Source organism: Mesorhizobium sp. M3A.F.Ca.ET.080.04.2.1, assembly GCF_003952525.1.
In the GTDB taxonomy this organism is placed as follows: Bacteria; Pseudomonadota; Alphaproteobacteria; order Rhizobiales; family Rhizobiaceae; genus Mesorhizobium.
Genome location: NZ_CP034451.1, coordinates 2,078,847 through 2,099,404, shown reverse-complemented (window position 1 = coordinate 2,099,404; position 20,558 = coordinate 2,078,847). Strand labels below are relative to the sequence as shown.

The window sequence follows — 20,558 nt, the reverse complement described above, 5'->3', positions numbered from 1 at the left end:
TCGGATGGCCAGCCTCGAGCTCAAAAATATCGTCAAGCGCTACAAGAGCCAGACGGTCCTCGACAACCTGTCACTGACCGTGGCCGATGGCGAGACGCTGGTCCTGTTCGGACCCTCCGGCGCCGGCAAGACCGTGCTTCTGCGCCTTGTCGCCGGCGTTGTCGACCCGGACGAGGGCAAGATCCTCATCGGCGGCGAGGACATGACCGATGTCGATGCCGAATTCCGCGGCGTCGGCATGGCCTTTCAGAACTTCGCGCTGTTTCCCCATATGAGCGCCTTCGGGAACATCGCCACGCCGCTCGAGGCCAAGCGCACGTCCGAAAGCTCCATCAAAACCGGTGTTGAAAGCGTCGCCAAGCTGCTGAAGATCGGCCATGTGCTCTCCCACAAGCCGCGCGCGCTGTCCAACGGGCAGAAACAGCGGACCGCGCTTGCCCGTGCGCTGGTCGGCTCGCCGCCGCTGCTCCTGCTCGACGATCCGCTGCGCAACGTCGATGCCAAGCTGCGTTTCGAGATGCGCCTGGAGCTGCCGCGGCTGCTCGCCGACCGCGGCGCGACCGTCATCTACGTTACCCAGGACTACAAGGAGGCGATGGCGCTCGGCGACCGCATTGCCGTCATGTCGCAAGGCGTGGTCATGCAGCTCGGCACGCCCGAGCAGATCTACCGCGAGCCTGCCAATATCGAGATCGCACGGCTGTTCGGCGATCCGACCATCAATCTGCTCGACGTCAAGCCGCAGCGCGATGGCAAGGGCATCTATATCGGGCTGTCGAATGTGCAGGTGCATCTGGCGGGCGCGCCCGAGGCGGCGATCGGTCGTGACTGCATCATCGGCCTGCGGCCCGAGGCGCTGCATTTCGCTGGCGAGCGCGAACCGGGCGCCATTCCGGTAACGGTCGAGGCCGAGACGCCGCTCAATGAGAAGATCGTCACGCTGGTTCGCACCGTGCGCGGCCGCGAAATCCTCGTCTCGCGGCCGGCCGGCACACCGGGGCACAGCGGCGGCAAGACCCATATCGCCGTCGATGCCAAGAGCGCGCTGCTCTTCGACCACGCGAACGGCGAGCGCATCGGCTCGAAGAACGTCGTCAATCTGCGCAACGGAGAAGCGGCATGAGCACCAGTGCCCTCAGCATTTCCGGTGTCGACAAGTTCTATGGCCCGATCGATCGCGGCGTGCATGCGGTGAAGAACCTGACGATCGAGATCGCCAAGGGCGAGATCGTGGCGCTGCTGGGCTCCTCGGGCTGTGGCAAGACTTCGACTTTGCGCATGATCGCCGGCTTCGAGGAGGTCTCGCGCGGCGAGATTTCGGTGGCCGGCCGCAAGGTGCACATGCTGGCGCCGGTGAGGCGCAATGTGGCGATGGCCTTCGAGGGCTATTCGCTCTATCCGCCGCTCACCGTGCGCGAGAACATGGCCTTCGCCCTGAAGGCCTCCAGGCTGCACAAGGGCGACGTCGAAGCCAAGGTCGCCAACATCGCCAAGCTGCTCGAGATCGAGGACATTCTCGACCGCTATCCAAGCTCCATCTCGGGCGGCCAGCAGCAACGCGCCAGCCTCGGCAGGGCGTTGATCCGCAATGCCGATCTGCATCTCCTCGACGAACCGATGGGCCAGCTCGAGCCGCAGCTGCGCGCCGTCCTGCGTGGCCGCATCAAGCATTTCATCAAGGAGCGCGGCCTGACCGCGATCCTGGTCACCCACGACCAGACCGAGGCCAACGCTCTGGCCGATCGCATCGCGGTGATGGAGGGTGGCGTGCTGCAGCAGTTCGACACGCCACAAAGGATCAAGGAACGGCCGGCGAACCTGTTCACCGGCACCTTTGTCGGCGAGCCGCCGATGAATGTATTCGAAGCATTTGTCGGAAGCGCCGCCGGCAAGGTCAATCTGCGGCTCCCCGACGGCCTCTCGCTCGACTACGACCAGGATGCCTTCAGCGCGCCGGTGCGCGACCTGCTTCTGAGCCGGGAACGAGTCGTCATCGGAGTCAGGCCCTATGCGGTCCGCCGTTCCAAGGACGGCGTTCCGGCCACCGTCTCTGCCAATCAATGGTTGGGCGACCAGACGCACATCGCGGCCGATTTCGCCGGCGGCTCGCTGGTTCTGGTGGAGCATGACCGCACGCGCCTGGAACTGGGCGAGCCGATCAAGGTCAGCATCGACCCGGCCAATCTGCACGTTTTCGACCAGGCGAGCGGCAACGCCATTGCGCACGGCATGGAGCTCGCCTGATGCGGGATGTGCTGATCGGCATCGACGCCGGCACGTCTGTCATCAAGTCCGTCGCTTTCGATACGGCGGGCCGCCAGATCGCGGCCGCGGCGCTTCCGAACCGATACGAAACCTTGCCGGGCGGCGGCGCCGAGCAGGATCTGGCGCGCACATGGACCGATACAGCCACCACCTTGCGCCAGATGGCTGAGAAGGTGCCCAACCTCGCCGAGCGCGTCATCGCCATTTCGGTGACAGGGCAGGGCGACGGCACATGGCTGATCGACAAGCGGGGCGAACCGGTTGCAAAAGGCTGGCTATGGCTCGACGCGCGTGCGGCCAGCATCGTCGACGAGATCCGCGCCAGGCCCGAAGACCGGCTGCGCTTCGAGAGGACCGGCAGCGGCCTCGCTGCCTGTCAGCAGGGCTCGCAGTTCGTGTTCATGAAACGCAACATGCCGGGCGTGCTCGGCCAGGCGGCGACTGCGTTCCACTGCAAGGACTGGCTCTATTTTCGCCTGACCGGCGAGCGCGCCACTGATCCTTCCGAAAGCACCTTCACCTTCGGCGATTTTCGCACCCGCGAGTATGACGATGACGTGCTCGAGGTGCTGGGCTTGGCAGACCTCAGGCATCTGCTGCCGCCGATCGTCGACGGCACCAGGCAGAGCGCCAGTCTTTCGCAGGAGGCTGCCGAAGCGACGGGGCTCACTGCCGGCACGCCGGTCGTGCTCGCCTATGTCGACGTCGTCTGCACGGCGCTCGGCGCCGGCCTGTTCGACCGCCAGCGCAAGCCGGGCTGCTCGATCATCGGTTCCACCGGCATGCATATGCGGCTGGCCGAGACGCCGGCCGAGGTGCTGCTCAACGAAGCCAAGACCGGCTACACGATGACCATGCCGGCGCCCGGCGTCTTCGCCCAGATGCAGTCGAACATGGCGGCGACCCTCAACATCGATTGGGTGCTCGGCCTCGCCTCCGGCATCCTTGCCTCGCAAGGCATCACGCGCTCGAACGGCGAGATGATCGCGCTGGTCGAACAATGGATCGCCTCGTCACAGCCGGCATCGCTGATCTATCAGCCCTATGTCTCGGAGGCCGGCGAGCGGGGGCCGTTTGTCGACGCCAATGCCAGGGCCGGCTTCGTCGGCATTTCTTCGCGGCACGGCTATGCCGACATGGTGCGCGCGGTCTTCGAGGGCCTCGCCTTCGCGGCGCGCGATTGCTACGCCGCCATGGGTCCGCTACCGCGGGAGGTCCGGCTTACCGGCGGCGCGGCCCGCAGCCCGGCGCTGCGCCGGATTCTGGGCGCTGCCGTGGGCGCCGACATTCGCATCAGCGCGCGCGAGGAGGCGGGGGCGGCTGGCGCGGCGATGATCGCCGCGGTCTGCGTCGGCCTCTATCCGTCGATGGACGACTGCGTCGGCGAATGGGTGACACCGCTGCTTGGCCAGGCCGAGCCCAGCGACCGGGAGCTCGCCGCCATATACGAAGCCATGGCTCCCTCCTACGCAATGGCACATGAGGCGCTGCGTCCGGTCTGGCGGTCGATGGCCGCATCGAAAGTGAATTGAGAACTGGCATGCACAGAAAGATTGCGATCATCGGCGACCGTTTCATGCTCCCGGATGTGTTCCGGTCTCAGATCGAGAAGGCGTGCGGCGACAGCCTCGACATCCGCACCCTCGAAACCGCCTGGCCCGACCAACCGATGGAGTTCGGCAATCCGGCGCTCGGTCTCGACAAGATCAAGGAGTATTTCGGCCATCCGGACGAGGTGGTCGGCTTCATCGGCGATGCCGAGATCCTGGTCACCCAGCTTGCGCCACTGTCGGAAGGCATGATGCGGCGCCTGCCGGCACTGAAGCTAGTGGCGGTTTCGCGCGGCGGTCCGATCAATATCGACATGGCTGCCGCCCGGGCCCATGGCATCCGGGTCGTCAATGTCCCCGGCCGCAACGCCAGCGCCGTCGCCGAATTCACGATCGGCGCCATCCTGGCCGAAACGCGCCTGATCCGCGTCGGTCACGAGGCCCTGCGCAAGGGCGAGTGGCGCGGCGATCTCTACCGTGCCGACCGCACCGGCCGCGAGCTCAGCGAAATGACCGTCGGCGTCGTTGGCTATGGCAATATCGGCACCAAGGTGGTGCGCCTGCTGCGCGCCTTCGGTTGCCGAATCCTGGTCTGCGATCCCTATGTGCAATTGAGCGCGGAAGACCGCAACGCGGGGGTGGAATTGGTCGCGCTGGACGACCTCCTTGCCCGTTCCGATGTGGTGACGATCCATCCCCGGGTGACCGATGAGACGAGGGGCCTGATCAACAAGCAAACAATTGCCAGGATGAAGCCCGGCGCGATCTTCATCAACACGGCGCGGGGGCCGCTGGTCGATTACGACGCGCTCTACGAAGCGTTGCTTTCCGGCCAGATCGCCAGCGCCATGCTGGAGACCTTCGCCATCGAGCCGGTGCCGGCCGACTGGCCGTTGCTGCAGCTGCCGAACGTGACGCTCACTCCGCACATCGCGGGCGCTTCGGTACGCACCGTCACCTATGCGGCCGAGCAGGCGGCCGAAGAGGTGCGCCGCTTCCTTGCCGGCCTGCCGCCGGTCAATCCCTGCTGAAGGCCGCCGCGATGATGCAAAGAAGCGGGATCGGAGATCAGCGCGCATGACCGGCGGCAGCGAGATCGTCGACCTCTTCATCATCGGCGGCGGCGTCAACGGCGCCGGCATCGCCCGCGATGCGGCTGGCCGCGGCCTGTCCGTCATCCTGTGCGAGAAGGACGATCTTGCCGAAGGCACCAGTTCCCGCTCCGGAAAGCTGGTCCATGGCGGCCTGCGTTATCTCGAATATTACGAGTTCCGCCTGGTCCGCGAGGCGCTGATCGAGCGCGAGGTGCTGCTCGAATCCGCCCCGCACATCATCTGGCCGATGCGCTTCGTGCTGCCGCACAGTCCCGACGATCGGCCGGCCTGGCTGGTGCGGCTCGGCCTGTTCCTCTACGACCATCTCGGCGGCCGCAAGCGGCTGCCCGCCACGCGCACGCTCGACCTTCGCAAGGCGCCGGAGGGCGCGCCGATCAAGGATGCCTTCAAGCGGGGCTTCGAATATTCGGATTGCTGGGTCGACGACGCCAGGCTGGTGATCCTCAACGCGCTCGACGCAGCCGAACGCGGGGCGAGGGTCTTCACCCGCACTGTCTGCACCGCCGCCCGCCGCGAGAACGGCCTGTGGGTCGTCGAGATGCGCGACGGGAGCACCGGCGTGAAGACGATGGTGCGGGCGCGGGCGCTGATCAATGCGGCCGGCCCTTGGGTCAACGACGTCGTCAACCGTGTCGCCGGTCAGAACTCCAAGCGCAATGTTCGCCTGGTCAAGGGCAGCCACATCGTCGTGCCGAAATTCTGGGAAGGGCGGCAGGCCTATCTCGTCCAGAACGACGACAAGCGGGTGATCTTCATCAATCCCTACCAGAACGATCTGGCGCTGATCGGCACCACCGACATTCCCTACGAAGGGCGGCCCGAGGACGTCAAAGCGGACGGCAGCGAGATCGACTACCTGATCAAGGTCGTCAACCGCTACTTCAAACGTGGGCTTTCGCGCGGCGACCTCGTTCACTCCTTCTCCGGCGTTCGGCCGCTCTATGACGACAATGCCGACAACCCAAGCGCAGTGACCCGCGACTACATCTTCGAACTCGACGCGCCGGAAGGCCATGCCCCGCTGCTGTCGATCTTCGGCGGCAAGATCACCACGTTTCGCAAGCTGGCCGAGCACGCGCTGGATCGCATCCGGCCCTTCTTCCCGAACATGGGCAAAGCCTGGACTTCCGATGCGCATCTCCCCGGCGGCGATATTGCCAACGCCGACTTCGAACAGTTCCTCGGCGATCTTGGCCGCGACTATCCGTGGATGCCGGCCTCCCTGCTCAAGCATTATGGCCGCCTCTACGGCACGCGCACCCGCGCCCTGGTCGGCGCCGCCAGCTCCGTCGCTGACCTCGGGCGACAGTTCGGCAGGGACTTCTTCGAACGCGAGGCCGCCTATTTGCTCGAACACGAATGGGCTTCGACCGCCGCCGACATTCTGGACCGCCGCACCAAGCACGGGCTGCATCTTTCGCCGCCGGAGCGTGCGGCCTTCGAGGACTGGTGCGCCAATCGATTGGCGAAGGCAGGCTGATGGCTGCTCGCATCGATCAGGACGACGCCCAGTCCAGGCGCTTCGTAGTCTGTCGGCCAGCGTCGGCGCCGATCCGCTGCTCGTCCAGGGCGCCGGCGGCAACACCTCGCTCAAGCAGAATGGTCTGTTGTGGATCAAGGCGTCCGGCACCTGGCTGATGAATGCGGCGGCCAGCGATATCATGGTGCCTGTGGAATTGGCGCCCCTGCTCGAGGCGGTGGCGCGACGCAGCCCGGCGGCGGAGAAAGCCGACCAGTTCACGCCGGCCGATCTCAACCCGCACCGGCTGCGGCCTTCCATCGAAACCACCGTGCATGCGCTGCTGCCGCAGAACATCGTCGTCCACGTCCATTGTGTCGAGACCATCGCCGCTGCGGTTCAGGCCAACGCCGAAGCGCTGCTTGCCGAACGCCTGCGCGGTCTCGACTGGGCTTTCGTGCCCTATCGCCGGCCGGGCCTGCCGCTGGCGCAGGGCATCGCCGAGCGGCTGGGGCCGCGCACCGACGTGCTGGTGCTCGGCAATCACGGGCTCGTCGTTGCCGGCGAAACCGTCGCCGAGGCGAGCCTGCTGCTGCGGCGCGTCAGCGGCCTGCTGGCCCGCCCGTCGCGTGCCGCTCCGGCGCCCGATGTCGACGCGTTGCTGCGACTGGCCATGGGCAGCGACTACCGCCTTCCGCGTGCCGTCGAGGCTCACGCGGCGGCGACCGACCTCGTCAGTTGCCGGATCGCGGCGTCCGGCAGCCTCTATCCCGACCACGTCATCTTCCTGGGTATCGGATCAGTGATCGCTGGCCCGAAAGAGAACGCGGCCGCTGTCGCCGCGAGGATGAGCGCGTCCGGCCAGCCATCTCCCGTATCGATCCTGTTTCCCGGCAAGGGCGTCCTGATGCGGCGTGACGCCGATGCCGGCGCCGAGGCGATGGCGCGCTGCCTGGCCGATGTCGCCGCGCGCATCGATCCGGCGGCGCACGTCAACTATCTCAGCCCGCAGGAGAATGCCGAGCTGCTGAACTGGGACGCGGAGAAATATCGCCAGGAGTTGAACCGGCGCAGCGGGGCATCGCTGCAATGACCGCGCTCGTCGTCGGCATCGACGTCGGCACCTCGGGCGTGCGCGCTGTCGCCATGGACGCGAGCTTTGCGATCCATGGCCAGGCTGGCGTCGCGCTCGCCGATTTCGGGACCGATTGGCGGGACCCGGCGACATGGTGGCGAGCGGTCGAGGCGGCCCTCACAGCGCTGTTTGCTCGGGTCGATGCCGGCCAGGTTCGCGCGCTTGCTGTCGACGGCACCTCCGGCACCATGCTGCCGGTCGACGGCGCCGGCGAGCCGCTGAGCGGGGCATTGATGTATTCCGATAAGGTCGAGGACGCCGCCATTCTCTCGGCGATCGCTGCCGAGGCGCCGCCGGAAAGCGCGGCGCATGGCGTCACCTCCGGCCTTGCCAAGCTGCTGCTGTTCCAAAGTAGATTGAAGCCGGCCCGGGTTCTCCACCAGGCCGACTGGATCGCCGGCCGTCTCACCCGACGCGTCGCCGTTAGCGACGAGAACAATGCGCTTAAGACCGGCTATGACCCGGTTCGGCGCCGCTGGCCCGATTGGATGGGCAGGACCGGCGCCGACATGGCCTTGCTGCCGCAGGTCCTTCCGCCGGGGACGGCGATCGCAGCGATCAGCGCCGAGAGCGCGAAACGCTTCGGGCTGGCCGGCGATGCGGTGGTGGTCGCCGGCACTACCGACGGCTGCGCCTCCTTTCTTGCCACCGGAGCCGCCCGCGTCGGCGACGCCGTCACCGCGCTCGGCTCCTCTCTGACGCTCAAGGTAATGTGCGAGACACCCCTGTTTGCGCCTCAGTTCGGCATCTACAGCCACCGCATCGGCGACGCCTGGCTGGCCGGCGGCGCGTCGAACACCGGCGGCAAGGTGCTGGCGCATTTCTTTCCCGTCGAGCGCATCGTCGAACTCTCCGGGTCGATGAAGCCGGACCGGCCGACCGGCCTCGATTATTATCCCTTGATTGGCCCCGGCGAACGCTTTCCGATCGCCGATGCCGGCCTCGCGCCGCGCCTCGAACCGCGCCCGGCGGATGACGCGCATTTCCTGCAGGCGATGTTGGAGGGCATTGCCGCCATCGAAGCACGGGGCTACCGCCAGCTTGCCGATCTCGGCGGGCCGGAGCTGCGATCCGTTCGCAGTGTCGGCGGCGGCGCGCGCAACCCGGCGTGGACGGCAATCCGCGTGAAGAAGCTGGGCGTGCCCTTTCTCGATGCGCTTTGCGAGGAAGCGGCGGCCGGAACGGCAAGGCTGGCACTTCAGGGCGCACGCCAGGCGGGGCTTATATGAGCACCGCCACGACCAAACCCGTGGTGCTGCGAGACCTTGCTGACCTCGCCGGCCGCTACGATCATTTCCTCATCGATCAGTTCGGCGTCCTCCATGACGGCAGCGTCGCCTATGCAGGGGCGATCGAGGCGCTGTCGAAACTGAAGGCCGCCGGGAAGTCGGTTGTGCTTTTGTCCAATTCCGGCAAGCGGTCGGCCCCGAACGAGGATCGCCTGGTCGGGCTCGGCTTCAAGCGCGGCTCCTGGGATATCTTTCTCAGCTCCGGGGAAGTCGCCTGGCGGCGATTTGCCGGGCTGGCAGGGCACCCCGGCCTTGCGTCCGGCACACGCTGCCTGCTGATTGCGCGCGATGGCGACAGGAGCGCTGTCGACGGGCTCGATCTCGAGCTGGTCGATGACGCCGGCCGCGCCGACATCATCCTGCTGTCGGCAAGTGAAGGCGACCGCTTCGAGCTCGACCACTATCGTCATTTGCTGGCGCCTGCGGCGGAGGCCGACGTGCCGTGCCTGTGCACCAACCCCGACAGGATCATGTTGACCAGATCGGGGCCGCGTTTCGGCGCCGGCCGGATCGCCGAGCTGTACGAGGAACTCGGCGGCCGGGTCGAATGGATCGGCAAGCCGTATGGGGCGATCTACGAGGTCGCGCTCGACAGGCTGGGCAATCCTGCGCGGGAAAGCGTTGTCGGGATAGGCGACAGCGTCGAGCACGACATTGCCGGCGCTTCTGGTGCCGGCTTGTCATCGGCGCTGGTGCGTTCCGGCATATTGGCCGCGATGAATGGTCAGGAGCTTGACGAGCTGTTTGCCGGTCACGGCGCCCGGCCGGACTTTGTCCTGCCAAGCTTCGTCTGGCAGGCCTGAGCAGGAGGTGAGATCTTGCCTTTCACGTTGTCGCTGAACACGAATCCCCTGGTCAACCGCTTCGCTGATCCAGACGATCTGATCGACGCCATCGCCTATGACATCGGCGTCAGGGACGTCCAGCTCACGCATGAGTTCGTCAATCCCGGCTGGCCGGCGGCGACGATCGCTAAGTTTATCCGGCTGTTCCGCGCAGCTCTGGCGCGCACCGGCGTGCGCATCACCTCCGGCATGACCGGTCCCTATGGTCGGCTCAACCATTTCGGCCACCCGGATGCCGATGTCCGCCGCTACTATGTCGACTGGTTCAAGACCTTCGCCGACATCTCGGTTGAGCTTGGCGCGAACGGCATCGGCACGCAGTTCGCCATCTTCACTCATAAGGACTATGACGATCCCGAACGCCGCGCCCGCCTCCTCGACATCGCGATGGAGTGCTGGCGCGAGGTCGCCGAGCACGCCAGGGCGGCCGGATTGACCTATCTGTTCTGGGAGCCGATGTCGGTCGGCCGCGAGTTCGGCCACACCATCGAGAGCTGCCGGGCGCTACACGAGCAGATCGAGGCCGCCGGTCTTGCCATTCCGCTCAAGATGATGGTCGACATCGACCATGGCGACGTGACGTCGAGCAATCCCGCCGACATCGACCCTTATGCCTGGGCCGAGGCTTTCCCGCGAGAGTCCCCGATCATTCACATCAAGCAATCGTCGATGAACAAGGGCGGCCACTGGCCCTTCACCGAGGCCTACAACAAGGATGGCCGCATCACGCCCCAGAAATTCCTGGAGACGGTGCGGCGCGGCGGCGGCACCGACAACGAGATCTGCCTCGAGCTGTCGTTTCGCGAGCGCGAGCCTGTCGACCATCAGGTCGTCGCCATGATCCGCGAGTCGGTCGACTACTGGGCGCCTTTCATCGATCCCGGCAGGTCGGCTTTGGCCCCACGCAGCACGGCTCCGACATCCAGACGCGGCGTCTGACGACTTCGGTTCGCATGTGAGCCGGGGCGCCTGGGCGATCGAGCGGGGGATCTGCTAAGCAATATGCAGCATGTCGCGCAAGTGCTCCGGCAGTCGCGGTGAAGCCTGCAAATCGGCACAGCTTTTTGCCCATTGCGACAGATAGTCGGCGATCGGAATTCCGCTGCGCCCCGGCCAGCGATTGAGCGCGCCCAGCGCCTCGACGCAATCCGGCACCCGTTCGTATTCCGCCAGGATGTTGAGGGACATGGCTTTTGCGAATGGATTGAGGTTCGGAACCTCGATTTCGCTTTGGTGATTGGCGAACCAAAGGGCTGGATCCTGGGTAAGCCCCTGGGCGTCCGCCAAAGCGGCGTAGCCTTTGATGATGTTCTCGCGATACTTGCCAATGGCGTCGCCGAAGGCGTTGTCGCCTGCGAAGGGCGGGTTCTTTTTCCACTCCTTCGCCAGGCGCCCCAATCCGCGCAGCGAGAAGGCTTCGACCATGGCTTCCTCGAGCCATTGGCAGGGCGGGGCAGGTTTGGCATCGGCCTGCCAGCTGTTGGCAAACACATGGCCGAGTTCATGCCCGAACTGGTAGGCGAGCTTCGACCAGTCCCGCTCGCCGATGTCGACGATGATCCAGGCCATGCTGCTGCCGTCGCGATGCAGCCAGATGGCCGGTGGGCCGGATGTATGTTCCTCGACGCGCAATCGCGCCGGCTGCCGGTCGGAGAGGAGGCGGACGCCGCCGAGGCATGCGTGCCGCATGCGCTCGACCACCTGAACGGCAGCACCCTCCAGCATGCCGCCCCAGTCTCCGGCAAGCTCGATCGGGGCGGTGAGCAGGGAGGTCGAGGGCACGGTTTCGGGAGATGACGGCGATGGGGCCGTGGAATTGCCCTGCGTGCTACTGCTTCGCCGCTTGACCATTGTTGAAACCGACGCGAGGGCCGCGAGGACGAAAACCAGCCCCGTAAATTCTCGCCTTCTCAGCAACCGACGTCACCTCATGATTGCTGACAGTTGAGATGGGTTCGCGGTTGTACATTTCTTGACGAGTATGCAGGAGCGCAAATGTTGGATCCGATCGCATTCATAATTTTTTATCTTCCGAACACACGGCGAGAAAGGAGCGCGTACTGGATTGCCTCAGCTCTACCAAGTTGAGACAAAAACATGGCTTGTTGCCGCCTGGCCTCCTCATGACCGTAACCACTGCCAGGAGGGTGTATTACGGAAACTGACGCATCCCGCATGACCGACAGCTTGTTCGCGAAGCTGTAGGCGCAAGCTGCCCAATCGATTCCCCAGCCAAGATTGTTGTCGCTATATTCAAGCGTGCGCAGGAATCTAACGACGGAAACCGTCAGCGCCCATACGATGCAGTCTGTCATCGCAACGACCTTTAGATGTGGATCGCGCGTATTCATGATCTCCACGTTTCGCGTGGGGAACGCCGTGTTGTCGATTTCGGGAGACCAAATTCCCAGACTCGAGTCATTATAGAATCGCTTGTAGCACAAATCGACCAACTTACCAAAATCATCGGCTAGGACGTCTCCCTGTATCTGCAAGAGAATATCGCCATCAAAACATTCAAGAGCTCTTTTGAAGGCCATTCCGTAGTAATGACTGCTATCAATCTTCAGCCAATCGTCATTGATGACACCTTCTGGAATAGGATCCAGAGAAGAGTCAATGACAGTAGCTTTTGCAGACCGAAGGCGTGCCTGTTGATATATCCGGGTGACGTTGTCGACCTTATTTGGCCAACAAAATATTATTGTGTGTATACGCAATCCGTTGTTTGTAGATGTATGGTTCAAGGAAGATCACTCGCGCCGGAGTTTACATATGGTCCAATGGCAGTATGAGACTGTCTCGGAGCGGAAACAGCATCAGTCAGGTGCTAGCTGTTCCTTTCTAACCGTGGTCCGTAGTTGTTCGATCTGAAGGCAGCCCGTCATCCAGGACAACGAGTTGCGGCATGCAGAGGTAAGCCTGCATCGAGCCATAGGCCCCACACATCGCGCAATCGATGCCGGTGTCGTCCAGCACCACGGGAGTCCCGGGAAATGGGACAAGGCGGCTTCGCAGCGGCAGCAACTTCTCGAGAAGGATTCGCGCCCCTCTTGGCGAGACGGTGTAGGCCTGCGTTCCAAATGAATGCTGCAGGCGGATGAGCGATCTGGGGAACTTTTCCGACTGAAACAACGCAGTTCTGTTGGCGTAGCGGCGATCGTAGAATTCCAGCTTGGCGTTCGTAAGACCGAAATCCAGCCAGATGAACGAGGGATCAATTATATAACCCCACTGTATCAGGTCCCAACCTGCCGGCGCTCGGGACAGGATGTCGGCGGACTCCTCCATGAATCGATACGATGCGCGAACGTCATCTTCAAAGACGGTAATCGTCCTGTTCTCCGAAACCGACCGCTTCCACAAATTGATATGTGACAGCGCGCATCCCAGTGTCCCCGGGGGATAGGGACAGTCATCGGTGATCATACCGTCCTCGATGAGCGCATCCCTGTCCAGGGAAGCGCCATCGACGGCCGACACGCGAACCGTATTGTGCATCAGATGCCAATTATGACTTTGATACCTGTTCCAGCGCTCGGCGCTGCGGTCCAGGTTGATCAGATGTATCTTCGGCGGGTCCGTCAGCTCAGGTCGCGCCAGCATCGGAGCGGGCCCAGAGCCCGTGGCGCCGCTCAACAAGGGGACGTCGCCCGCGTTGCGCAAAAGCTCGCCTGCGCGTTCGATCCCGCCACTCACGTAGTATTCATGATCGCCGAAGGTGATGTAGCCGTAGACCTGCCGGTTATCCATGTACTGGACGATGCCGGATCGTCGGGCGCTGTCGGCAAAGATGACATATTCATATCGCGATGTGCCGTCCTCATATGTAAGCTCGGTCAGCACGTCGGCGCGCACAAGATAGGTGCAGTGCACGAGCGGCATCTCGATGACGCCGCGCACATGGCGGTTGAGGACCCAGCCATATTGATCGCACTTCGCATAGTAGCCGTTCGCGTCGACCTCGGCGTGGTAGTTCGAATAGTATTGGCCCGGCGAGATGGAGCGCAGCAGCGGCGCCACGATCGGCAAGTCGAGCGCGACCAGCTCTCGCAGCGTGGCCGACCGCACGAAATTGTCGACGTCGACGACGAAATAGAAGTCGCAATTGTGCTCGAGGGTCTTGCGCAGGCTGATGTTGCGGATCCGGCCAAGCACCTTGAAACGCGTCTCGTTCCATTCGTGCTCGCGAAACTGCTCGACCCGGTCGGCTACGTCCGAACTGTCGAACTCGACCGCCGCATAGAGTTGGCCGACGCGCTCCACCCATTCGCGCAATATCTGCTCGGTTCTGTCGGTGTTGTTGTTTGTTCGGATGTAGAGGACGATCGAGTCCTTAGGATAGTCGAGCGACTCGATGCATGCCAGGTAAAGCGGCAGCGCGGGTTCTTTCTGTTTGGCCAATATCGCGACCAGGACGCGCGGCGTGCCCCTTAGCCGCGAGCGCAGCGGACGCTGCGCAACCAGCCTGTGCTGCTCGACCAGGCTCTCGGCGCCGAGCCTTCCCAATTCCGGTGACTCGCGGACCTGGAGCTTGTCAGAGGCGAAACGGGCATTGGCGGCCACGCGCTTCACCATGTCCGGCGGCAATTTGTCAGAGGCCAGCAATTTCAGGCAGGCATCGAGCGACTCCCGATATGCGCCCGCCCAATATGCGTTGACCGAAAACTCGTCGAGCAGCCCGTAGTCATATACCCAAGGCTGAACGAACAGGCCGACTGGCTCCTTGAGGTCCAGGCCGCGACGCGCAAACTCCTGCCCTTCGGCGTTTCGGCCTTGGTTGCGGCAATAGTTGCTCGCTGCGTGCAGAGCTTCCCCGCGAGTGGGTACGGTCTGGGTCGCACGCTCGTAAACCGCGACGACCTCTTCGAAGTCCCGCCCGAGGGCCGCCATGAGGTTGCCGGCCTCGAGCAGGCTTACATAGATCTCCTCGCTCCAAAACCCAAGTTCGGCGCGCTTCAGATAATGTTGCAGCGCCTTTTCACGTTCACCGCAATCTCGGTAGCTCTGCGCGAGATAGAAGGTGTAGCGCGAGATCAGGAACGGGTCGGTCTCGGTTGTAAGCGCATTCTCCAGCACGGCCGCATCGTCCTGGTATTTTCGCGGGTTCTGACTGCGCGCTCCGCCGCGTCCTGTCGCAATGCGGAACCCCTCGGCATTCTGTCTCGTGATGGCGCCTGGAGGAGCCTCGAGATATTCGTGCAGCACGCCCTTGAAGGAGAAAGGCAGTCGGTTGCGGCAGATCTGCGGGCGATAGAACGAAATGCCGCCATGAGACACCTCGACGTCGTACAAATCGTGTTCCATCCGCGATTTGAAGACGGTCGGCTCGAAGTCGGGATCCTGGATCAGCACATCGTCGGCATCGATGATCATCGCATAATCGACAGTCTCGACCTCGCGCAGTCTCTCGAGGGCGAAGCTGCGGTTGTATGCAAAGTCCCGCCAAGGCTCGTCGATGACGGCACCGGCGACGTTGTGTGCGGTGAGAAAGCCGCGGATGAGGTCTTGTGTGCCGTCCGTGGAACCCGTGTCGACGATGAGAATATAGTCGACAAGCGGCAGGACGCTGGTCAGGCATTGCTCGATGACTTTCGTCTCGTTCTTGACGATCATGCACAGGCCGATGGTGCTCATGCCAATCCTTCAGCGCGGCGACGTTTCTTGCACGCCTGTTCGAAATGGTGAAAAGGGGGTGCTTGCGGCCCGCCGCGCACACCAGGCGCTGCGAACCAGCACCTGCAATTTGCCGTTTCAAAATCGACGATCATTTGAGGCAAAGATGTTTGCCGCTTGTCATGTTTTTGACTGTCGCCCCTCGGATGACCGCGAGCTGAGACAATCATATTTGCACCGCTCTGCCATCTGCGACAGCAATCCTTTTAGATGAGTATTCATCCGAGTTTACGCTCTATGCATGCCCCCGCGCGATCATTGCCAGGCCTTGTGGCAAAACTCGCGGGTTCTATCTGGCAAGTTGCGCTCTTTCGGGCGGTTTCAGGTCGCCCGCTACCACGCCGCCTTCGCCTATGGTGAGCCAGCCTTTTCGCAACGGCAAGAGCCGGCCGGACCTCCCCGAACAAATCGAGACGCTGCCAGGCAGGCCAGGACCTGGCCGCAAGCAATTTTTTCTCGACTAGCGGCACCGGTCTAAGCCTCGGATTTTCAACGTCCTTCCGACCGGGCCCATAGTGCATCGCAGTTCTGCTATTCATAAGTTGTAAACTAAACCATTTACAAGGTTATAAATTTCGAATTTACTAATGTCTAATGTAACGGGAGGGTATCCGCGGATCGAGCGAAAGGACCGCCGTTTCGCGTATGTCTGCTGAGCTAGTAGGAGTATCCGGGAGCAAGCCCTTCATGCGTGAAGGCGCACTGCTTTAGGCGTGCAAGCGTATCGTCGGGTCAACTTCAGCCTGTGATCCACGGCCGGCCGTCTCCCCATTGATGTTCCATCGCCAGTAGTCGGTTCCCTCTCGCAGTCGTCGTCGAGAAAATCGCGACACGCGTGATGGAGTTGACAGTGGTTCGAGTGATATCGCCCACCAAACGGTGTCGCGCTGGCGCGGCTTCCCGTCTCGCTCTGTCTCCGCCCCGCCCAAAGCTCGCCGCCCTCAAGAGTTCACCAGCGACTGCCATGCGCTCGTCTCGGAAGCTGCGGCGCTTTCATGAACTTGGAACTTTTTCGGCTCTCGCCAACGTGGCCCGCCCGGGCGGGCGGCGGGCGCTCCGCACGGACTGAAACCCAAAGGACGAAAGAAAAGCGGCGGCGCAAGTCGCAACGGATCGAGGAGGATATAATGAGCTACACAGCGAGCTTTGCGGTCATGGAAGTCACCGTCCGAGGCGTCCTGCCCATAGGCGACTCGACCGAGAACGTAACCTATTTCGTGCTCGACACCGCCAAGAACTCGATCGTCGGTCAGGTCATTCTTCCCAAGGCCGTCAAGCGAAGCCTCGCCGTCGCGCTCACCGTCAAGGTCCCAAGCACCGCCGGCTCATTGGCGATCGGCACGTTTGACGATGGCGGCAATTTCCAGGTCGCGAGCTTCCTGCGGGTGGAGATCCCTGCGGTTCAACATCCCGATGGTGCCGTCGGGGCGCCCGGAAGATGACGCCGCTGCTTGTTCCCGTCGCTCGCCGGTCAGGTCGGTGAGCGGTTTCCCCTTGAATTGAATTCAAAGCCAACAGGAGCCAGTTATGGCCCGCGTCTCTGAAATTCTCTTTCTGGATCCTTCGGTCTCCGACCTGCAAACCATTCTCGGCAATCTGAGGCCGGAAGTCCGGGCTGTCATGCTCGACGGCCGCCGACCGGCCGCGCAGCAGGTCGCCGCTACCCTTGAAGGCCACGAAGGCCTGGGTGCGGTCCACATCATGGCGCACGGCGCGCCTGGGCGGGTCGTGTTCACCGCGGGAGAATGGTCAGTCGAAAAATTGCAGGATGCGGCTGATGATTTCGCCGCCATCGGCAGGGCGCTCGCAGCAAATGGCGAGCTTCGGCTGTGGAGCTGCCAAACAGCGTTCGGCGATGCCGGCGAACGGTTCATGGCGACGCTGGAAGAGGCCGTTGGCGCGGACGTTTGTGCCTCGACGTCGCTGGTCGGCGCGGCCGCCCTTGGCGGAGCATGGGATATTGCCGTTGGTTCGTCCAAGACGTTGCCGCCGCTGAGCCCGGAAGGTGTGGCAAATTACGCGGGAGTCCTTGTGGCGGGCGACCTAACGCTCACTGGAACGATCGACCCGGGTTCAAGCAATAACATCAATACTTACTATTTGGTCGATACAGATGGTACGGTAATTACAACAGATGACACGGTTGTTGGCAGCTTTCAGTTGCCATCAGCAGCCAACGCTGCGGTGCCAAATTTTTCGATAACGGTAACAGTTCCAGAAATTGGACATAACTATCTGATCTACGACGCGGGCTTCCATCTATACGGTTCGCTTAATTTTGTCACCGACACTGACCCCGGTACTCCTGGCGATCAACCAGGTTATCAATTTGTTACTGCGCCGATCAACAACGTCGGCGCTCCCGGCAACAATGGCAATCACTTTACTGGTGGCCTCTTAAGTATTGCGAGTTCAGGCACCGTGGGTCCGACAGGCCCGGCAGGTGCGACCGGCGCCACGGGCGCAACCGGGGCTACGGGCGCGACCGGGGCTACGGGCGCGACAGGCGATACCGGGGCAACCGGTGCGACGGGCGATACCGGCGCCACGGGCGCGACAGGCGCGACGGGCGATACCGGAGCCACGGGTGCGACTGGCGACACCGGTGCAACCGGGGCCACAGGCTCGACCGGTGCGACGGGCGATACCGGCGCCACGGGCGCGACAGGCGCGACGGGCGATACCGGAGCCACGGGTGCGACTGGCGACACCGGTGCAACCGGGGCCACAGGCTCGACCGGTGCGACAGGTGACACAGGTGCAACGGGTGCAACAGGAGCCACGGGCTCGACCGGTGCTACCGGCGCGACGGGCGATACTGGCGCCACGGGTGCGACCGGCTCGACCGGAGCCACTGGCGACACCGGCGCAACCGGAGCCACAGGCTCGACCGGAGCTACAGGTGCCACTGGCGACACGGGCGCGACTGGCGCAACGGGTGCAACCGGCTCAACTGGCGCCACGGGTGCGACTGGCTCGACCGGAGCCACAGGTGCCACTGGCGACACCGGCGCAACTGGAGCCACAGGCTCGACCGGAGCTACAGGTGCCACTGGTGCCACAGGCGACACGGGTGCGACGGGAGCGACTGGCGCAACGGGTGCAACCGGCTCAACTGGCGCCACGGGTGCGACTGGCTCGACCGGAGCCACAGGTGCCACTGGCGACACCGGCGCAACCGGAGCCACAGGCTCGACCGGTGCGACGGGTGCTACTGGCTCGACGGGCGCTACTGGTTCTACCGGAGCAACCGGCGCGACAGGTGCAACCGGAGCGACTGGTGCGACCGGAGCAACCGGATCGACTGGTGCGACCGGAGCAACCGGATCGACCGGAGCAACTGGAGCGACTGGAGCAACCGGCTCGACCGGAGCGACAGGGTCGACTGGAGCAACCGGGCAGACAGGTGCGACTGGTTCCACCGGAGCAACCGGGGCTACGGGCTCAACTGGAGCAACCGGAGCTACTGGTGCGACTGGCTCTACTGGAGCGACAGGCTCGACCGGCGCGACTGGAGCAACTGGGTCGACCGGAGCCACAGGAGCGACTGGCTCGACCGGAGCAACAGGCTCGACTGGGGCCACAGGTGCAACTGGTGCGACGGGAGCTACCGGAGCGACAGGGTCGACCGGTGCGACAGGTGCTACGGGCTCGACTGGCGCGACCGGAGCGACAGGCTCGACCGGCGCGACTGGAGCAACTGGGTCGACCGGAGCGACTGGCGCAACCGGCTCAACTGGGGCCACAGGTGCAACTGGTGCGACGGGAGCTACCGGAGCGACAGGGTCGACCGGTGCGACAGGTGCTACAGGCTCGACTGGCGCGACTGGAGCAACTGGGTCGACGGGAGCGACAGGCGCGACTGGTGCGACTGGTTCGACCGGAGCAACCGGGGCTACGGGCTCGACTGGAGCAACCGGAGCGACTGGCGCAACCGGCTCAACTGGGGCCACAGGTGCAACTGGTGCGACCGGAGCGACAGGCTCGACAGGCGCGACTGGTGCTACCGGTGCGACTGGTTCCACCGGAGCAACCGGGGCTACGGGCTCGACTGGAGCAACAGGAGCGACTGGCTCAACGGGGGCCACAGGTGCAACGGGTGCGACAGGTGCCACCGGAGCGACCGGCTCGACCGGAGCAACAGGCTCGACTGGGGCCACTGGAGCAACAGGAGCGACTGGCTCAACGGGGGCCACAGGTGCAACGGGTGCGACAGGTGCCACCGGAGCGACCGGCTCGACCGGAGCAACAGGCTCGACTGGAGCCACGGGAGCCACAGGCTCGACTGGGGCCACCGGAGCCACGGGTGCAACTGGAGCCACAGGTGCCACCGGAGCAACAGGCTCGACTGGAGCCACGGGAGCCACAGGCTCGACTGGGGCCACTGGAGCGACCGGAGCCACGGGTGCAACCGGAGCCACGGGTGCAACTGGAGCTACTGGAGCCACAGGTGCTACCGGAGCTACGGGTGCAACAGGTTCGACTGGAGCCACGGGTGCAACTGGAGCTACTGGCTCGACAGGGGCAACTGGAGCGACCGGAGATACCGGGGCCACCGGAGCCACAGGCTCGACTGGAGCCACGGGTGCGACCGGAGCGACAGGTGCCACCGGCTCGACTGGCGCCACGGGTTCCACCGGCGCGACCGGAGATACCGGGGCCACCGGCTCTACCGGTGCGACAGGCGGAACCGGGGCAACCGGCGCGACTGGCGCGCCTGGTCCGACGGGTGCGACCGGACCGACCGGCGGCGGCGGTGGGACAGGTCATAGTGAGGATCATCCCAACAACGGTGGCGGCAACGATCCGGACGGCAGCGACAGCAGCAACCCGGGCAAGGGTCACGGCAATGACGGCTCCGACAACGACGGCGCGCCTGGCAATAGTGGCAACGCCAATGTCACTGCCAGCACGCTGGGGCTGACGGACACCAAGCAGTTCCTGCAGTCCGATGCGGACGGCGGCGACAGCAGCGGTTCCGCCTCGTTCGGGAACCTCGTCAGCCAGGCTGTCGGCTCCGTGACGACCGATCTCTTGAACGTCCTCAATACGATCAAGGGCTTTGGCCAGAACCAGAACAAGTCATCCGGCGCGACATCCGACCTGACTTCGGACAAGGGCAAGCAGGGTGCTGGATATGGCCAGACCGACGACACGCTGAAGAAGGCTCTGAAGGATATTCTGAAGCCGAATGAATGAGTGTTGGTCTAAAACAATGCGCGCG

Annotated in this window: 14 protein-coding genes and 1 pseudogene; 12 read left to right on the top strand and 3 right to left on the bottom strand. The window is 63.9% G+C overall.

Features of this window, described 5'->3' with window-relative positions:
- The first annotated feature begins 4 nt into the window (after window positions 1–4).
- The 9 genes from EJ074_RS10090 to EJ074_RS10050 all read left to right on the top strand — a co-directional run bounded on the left by EJ074_RS10090 (window position 5) and on the right by EJ074_RS10050 (window position 10,597).
- Entirely contained in the window at window positions 5–1,123 is a 1,119-nt protein-coding gene (locus tag EJ074_RS10090; RefSeq protein ID WP_129553232.1) for an ABC transporter ATP-binding protein, read from the top strand.
- Window positions 1,120–2,244 (top strand): ABC transporter ATP-binding protein, encoded by a 1,125-nt coding sequence (locus tag EJ074_RS10085; RefSeq protein ID WP_129553231.1) that lies wholly within the window; start codon window positions 1,120–1,122, stop codon window positions 2,242–2,244. Before EJ074_RS10090 ends, EJ074_RS10085 begins: the two co-directional genes overlap by 4 nt.
- Window positions 2,244–3,797 (top strand): FGGY-family carbohydrate kinase, encoded by a 1,554-nt coding sequence (locus EJ074_RS10080; protein WP_129553230.1) that lies wholly within the window; start codon window positions 2,244–2,246, stop codon window positions 3,795–3,797. The genes EJ074_RS10085 and EJ074_RS10080 overlap by 1 nt, the downstream gene beginning before the upstream one ends.
- Before the next feature lie 8 nt (window positions 3,798–3,805).
- Complete coding sequence (locus EJ074_RS10075) at window positions 3,806–4,846, top strand: 2-hydroxyacid dehydrogenase (RefSeq protein WP_129553229.1); 1,041 nt, start codon at window positions 3,806–3,808, stop codon at window positions 4,844–4,846.
- A 46-nt stretch (window positions 4,847–4,892) separates the two neighbouring features.
- Entirely contained in the window at window positions 4,893–6,410 is a 1,518-nt protein-coding gene (locus tag EJ074_RS10070; RefSeq protein WP_129553228.1) for a glycerol-3-phosphate dehydrogenase, read from the top strand.
- Window positions 6,411–6,537: 127 nt separating this feature from the next.
- Window positions 6,538–7,482: a class II aldolase/adducin family protein gene (locus EJ074_RS10065; RefSeq protein WP_348627000.1), complete on the top strand. Its 945-nt coding sequence runs from the start codon at window positions 6,538–6,540 to the stop codon at window positions 7,480–7,482.
- Window positions 7,479–8,753 (top strand): FGGY-family carbohydrate kinase, encoded by a 1,275-nt coding sequence (locus EJ074_RS10060; RefSeq protein WP_129553227.1) that lies wholly within the window; start codon window positions 7,479–7,481, stop codon window positions 8,751–8,753. Before EJ074_RS10065 ends, EJ074_RS10060 begins: the two co-directional genes overlap by 4 nt.
- Window positions 8,750–9,616 carry a TIGR01459 family HAD-type hydrolase gene (locus EJ074_RS10055; RefSeq protein ID WP_129553226.1) on the top strand — a complete coding sequence of 289 codons (867 nt, stop codon included), beginning with the start codon at window positions 8,750–8,752 and terminating at the stop codon, window positions 9,614–9,616. Before EJ074_RS10060 ends, EJ074_RS10055 begins: the two co-directional genes overlap by 4 nt.
- 15 nt (window positions 9,617–9,631) lie before the next feature.
- On the top strand, window positions 9,632–10,597 hold the full coding sequence (locus EJ074_RS10050; protein WP_129553225.1) for a TIM barrel protein: 966 nt from the start codon (window positions 9,632–9,634) through the stop codon (window positions 10,595–10,597).
- Window positions 10,598–10,651: 54 nt separating this feature from the next.
- Here the strand turns inward: EJ074_RS10050 and EJ074_RS10045 are convergent, their stop codons facing one another.
- The 3 genes from EJ074_RS10045 to EJ074_RS10035 form a co-directional block, all read right to left on the bottom strand.
- A complete protein-coding gene (locus tag EJ074_RS10045; protein ID WP_129553224.1) occupies window positions 10,652–11,440 on the bottom strand; it encodes a hypothetical protein in 789 nt (262 codons plus the stop codon).
- Window positions 11,441–11,682: 242 nt separating this feature from the next.
- Window positions 11,683–12,405 carry a hypothetical protein gene (locus tag EJ074_RS10040; RefSeq protein ID WP_129553223.1) on the bottom strand — a complete coding sequence of 241 codons (723 nt, stop codon included), beginning with the start codon at window positions 12,403–12,405 and terminating at the stop codon, window positions 11,683–11,685.
- Window positions 12,406–12,502: 97 nt separating this feature from the next.
- Window positions 12,503–15,295: a glycosyltransferase family 25 protein gene (locus EJ074_RS10035; protein ID WP_129553222.1), complete on the bottom strand. Its 2,793-nt coding sequence runs from the start codon at window positions 15,293–15,295 to the stop codon at window positions 12,503–12,505.
- A gap of 1,166 nt (window positions 15,296–16,461) precedes the next feature.
- Between EJ074_RS10035 and EJ074_RS10030 the strand changes: the two genes are divergently transcribed.
- The 3 genes and pseudogenes from EJ074_RS10030 to EJ074_RS30150 all read left to right on the top strand — a co-directional run bounded on the left by EJ074_RS10030 (window position 16,462) and on the right by EJ074_RS30150 (window position 20,533).
- Window positions 16,462–16,776, top strand: a complete 315-nt coding sequence (locus EJ074_RS10030) for a hypothetical protein (protein ID WP_129553221.1) — start codon at window positions 16,462–16,464, stop codon at window positions 16,774–16,776.
- An 85-nt stretch (window positions 16,777–16,861) separates the two neighbouring features.
- A pseudogene (locus tag EJ074_RS30155) lies at window positions 16,862–17,353 on the top strand (DUF4347 domain-containing protein); the annotation flags it as partial.
- 3,000 nt (window positions 17,354–20,353) lie between these two features.
- Window positions 20,354–20,533, top strand: a complete 180-nt coding sequence (locus EJ074_RS30150) for a hypothetical protein (RefSeq protein WP_165349787.1) — start codon at window positions 20,354–20,356, stop codon at window positions 20,531–20,533.
- Window positions 20,534–20,558: the final 25 nt, after the last annotated feature.